Origin of the sequence: Enterobacter cloacae complex sp. P12RS, from assembly GCF_014895875.1 — a bacterium.
GTDB classification, from domain to species: domain Bacteria; phylum Pseudomonadota; class Gammaproteobacteria; order Enterobacterales; family Enterobacteriaceae; genus Enterobacter; species Enterobacter bugandensis.
Map to the genome: position 1 here is coordinate 31705 of NZ_JADBQO010000010.1, position 2773 is coordinate 34477.

The following is a 2773-nucleotide window of genomic DNA, read 5'->3' on the forward strand; positions in this document are numbered from 1 at the left end:
GGGATCGAACCGCTGACCTCCTGCATGCCATGCAGGCGCTCTCCCAGCTGAGCTATAGCCCCATCGTAAAGCTGTCATGTTGACGGGCGGCATAATATGAATTCCGCCGCGGAGTGTCAACGGCAAAATCAATAGCCGCGGTTCAATCGCCGAAAAATCATGCAAATGAATCACTTTGCGAGCCTGCTCGCAGTCATGAGTTAAGCCTGTCACGTTTTCACGTAAAACGGTGCTATAAAATGAGCCGTTAATTAACCCCACGAATATTCAGGAAATTGCATGATCAAGGAACGAATGACGCCGGAAGAGTTAGCCCTGCTCACTGGCTATAGCCGACAGACCATCAATAAATGGGTACGCAAAGAGGGTTGGATAACGTCGCCTAAGCCCGGTGTCCAGGGGGGTAAAGCGCGTCTGGTGCATGTGAACGAAAAGGTGCGTGACTTTATCCGCAGCGCACGCCGGGCAACGGAAACATCCGCTGTGCCTGACGGCATCAGCACTGACGGTTCACTTCATACCCTACTCCTGACGCTGGCCAATGAAATGACGCCGGAAGAGCAGAAGCAGTTGACATCGCTGCTATTGCGGGAAGGGATTACCGGTTTGTTGCAACGTTTAGGGATTCGCGACCAGAATTAATATGAAAAGACTACGTAGCAAAATGACCACGGAAGAGCTGGCGGAGAATTTGGGTGTTGCCAGACAAACGGTAAATCGCTGGATACGGCAGCAGGGGTGGAAAACCGAAGGACTTAATGGCGTAAAAGGCGGTCGGGCGCGGCTCATTCACGTTGATGCACGCGTGAAGGAACATATTATGAGCCTCCCGGCTATCCGTAACCGCCAGGCGGTTTATCATCTGGCTGAGGTGGCCTCATCCTACAATGAACAGCCTTCACGTCTGCGTCCGGGCATTATCGAAACGCTGGAGAGTATGACTGAGCTTGAACAGCAGCGTCTGGATACCTTACTGAAGCGCGAAGGCATACGCGGTTTTCTTGCTCGTCTGGGTATTGCCGAATAAAAGGCAAAAAAAACGGCAGGATACCCTGCCGTTTTTCTTATAGATGGCTTAATTACTGCTGATTTTCACGTTCTGCAATAAAATCCAGCGCCTTGTTGATGCGCGCCACGCTGCGTGACTTGCCGATGGCATGGACAGTCACATCCAGAGCCGGAGACTGACCCGCGCCGGTCACCGCAACGCGCAGCGGCATACCGACTTTGCCCATGCCCACTTCCAGTTCGTCTGCGGTCGCCTGAATGGCGTGATGCACATTTTCAGCGGTCCACTCGGTGAGCGCAGCAAGCTTGTCACGCACCACTTCCAGCGGCTGACGCGCAACCGGGCGGAGGTGCTTCTTCGCGGCGTCAGCGTCGAACTCATCAAACTCTTCATAGAAGTAGCGGCAGCTTTCGGCAATTTCTTTCAGCGTTTTGCAGCGCTCGCCGAGCAGTTTTACCAGGTCCGCCAGCTCAGGGCCAGTGCGGGTATCAATGTTTGCCTGCTCAATGTGCCACTGCAGGTAAGTCGCCACATATTCCGGCGGCATGGTATTGATGTAGTGATGGTTGAGCCACAGCAGCTTGTCGGTGTTGAATGCGCTGGCAGATTTGCTCACAGAGCTCAGAGAGAACAGTTCGATCATCTCTTCGCGGCTGAAGATCTCCTGGTCGCCGTGAGCCCAGCCCAGACGCACCAGATAGTTCAGCAGCGCTTCCGGCAGATAGCCGTCGTCGCGATACTGCATGACGCTGACCGCACCGTGACGTTTAGACAGCTTTTTACCGTCGTCGCCGTTGATCATGGAGACGTGCGCATAGACCGGAACAGGTGCATTCAGCGCTTTCAGGATGTTGATCTGGCGTGGGGTATTGTTGATATGGTCTTCACCACGGATAACGTGGGTAATTTCCATATCCCAGTCATCAACCACGACGCAGAAGTTATAGGTTGGGGAACCGTCGGTACGGCGTATGATCAGATCGTCCAGCTCCTGGTTGCTGAATTCGATCGGGCCACGGATCTGGTCGTCGAAAATCACCGAGCCATCCTGCGGGTTAGCAAAACGCACCACGCATGGCTCATCAGCGGCATGCTCGCTGTGGTCGTGGCGGCAGCGGCCGTCATAACGCGGTTTTTCACCGTTCGCCATCTGCTCTTCACGCAGCGCATCCAGACGCTCTTTGGAGCAGTAGCACTTATACGCCGTGCCCGCGACCAGCATCTCATCAATAACAGCGTTATAGCGGTCAAAACGTTTGGTCTGGAAATACGGGCCTTCGTCCCACTGCAGGTTCAGCCAGTTCATACCATCCATAATGGCTTCAATTGCTTCCGGCGTGGAGCGCTCAAGATCGGTATCTTCTATACGCAGCACGAACTCACCTTGGTTGTGGCGTGCAAAAAGCCAGGAATAGAGAGCAGTACGAGCACCACCGACGTGCAGATAGCCTGTCGGGCTCGGCGCGAAGCGAGTTTTGATTTTCATGAAATGGCCTTACGTTATAAAGATGCCGGCAATCGGCAAATCCCGGGGAAAAAACGATGGGCAATATTCTATCACTGTGGGGGGATTCCTCAATGTCGATCCCTTTATCGTGGCGGAGTTTGCTGTTTTTGTTTAGAAATCATGCGCCACCGCCCGTTTTGCGATCGTTTTGTTTAATTTTACGACGAACGAATAAAAACTTTAGAAAATGCGTTGACTCATTTTCAACTCTCCCTATAATGCGACTCCACACAGCGGGGGTGATTAGCTCAGTTGGT

General features: G+C 53.1%; 3 protein-coding genes and 1 tRNA gene (1 of these 4 cut by a window edge). 2 read left to right on the plus strand and 2 right to left on the minus strand.

The genetic code is table 11. From position 1 onward, the window contains the following. Nucleotides 1-62 (minus strand) — tRNA-Ala (locus IM284_RS08425) (it extends 104 nt beyond the left edge of the window). A 217-nt stretch (nucleotides 63-279) separates the two neighbouring features. Here IM284_RS08425 and IM284_RS08430 point away from each other — a divergent pair. Both IM284_RS08430 and IM284_RS08435 read left to right on the plus strand, forming a co-directional pair. Next, on the plus strand, nucleotides 280-642 hold the full coding sequence (locus IM284_RS08430; RefSeq protein ID WP_047368054.1) for a YfeC-like transcriptional regulator: 363 nt from the start codon (nucleotides 280-282) through the stop codon (nucleotides 640-642). A 1-nt stretch (nucleotide 643) separates the two neighbouring features. After that, complete coding sequence (locus tag IM284_RS08435; protein WP_032644902.1) at nucleotides 644-1027, plus strand: YfeC-like transcriptional regulator; 384 nt, start codon at nucleotides 644-646, stop codon at nucleotides 1025-1027. A 52-nt stretch (nucleotides 1028-1079) separates the two neighbouring features. On the opposite strand, the gene gltX is transcribed toward IM284_RS08435, so the two are convergent. After that, nucleotides 1080-2495, minus strand: a complete 1416-nt coding sequence (gene gltX / locus IM284_RS08440) for a glutamate--tRNA ligase (protein WP_045631029.1) — start codon at nucleotides 2493-2495, stop codon at nucleotides 1080-1082. Nucleotides 2496-2773 lie beyond the last annotated feature (278 nt).

Excerpts from the sequence above, each read along its gene's own strand:
- IM284_RS08430 (WP_047368054.1), top strand. The coding sequence starts at position 280 with ATGATCAAGGAACGAATGACGCCGGAAGAGTTAGCCCTGCTCACTGGC.
- IM284_RS08435 (WP_032644902.1), top strand. The coding sequence starts at position 644 with ATGAAAAGACTACGTAGCAAAATGACCACGGAAGAGCTGGCGGAGAAT.
- gltX (WP_045631029.1), bottom strand. The coding sequence starts at position 2,495 with ATGAAAATCAAAACTCGCTTCGCGCCGAGCCCGACAGGCTATCTGCAC.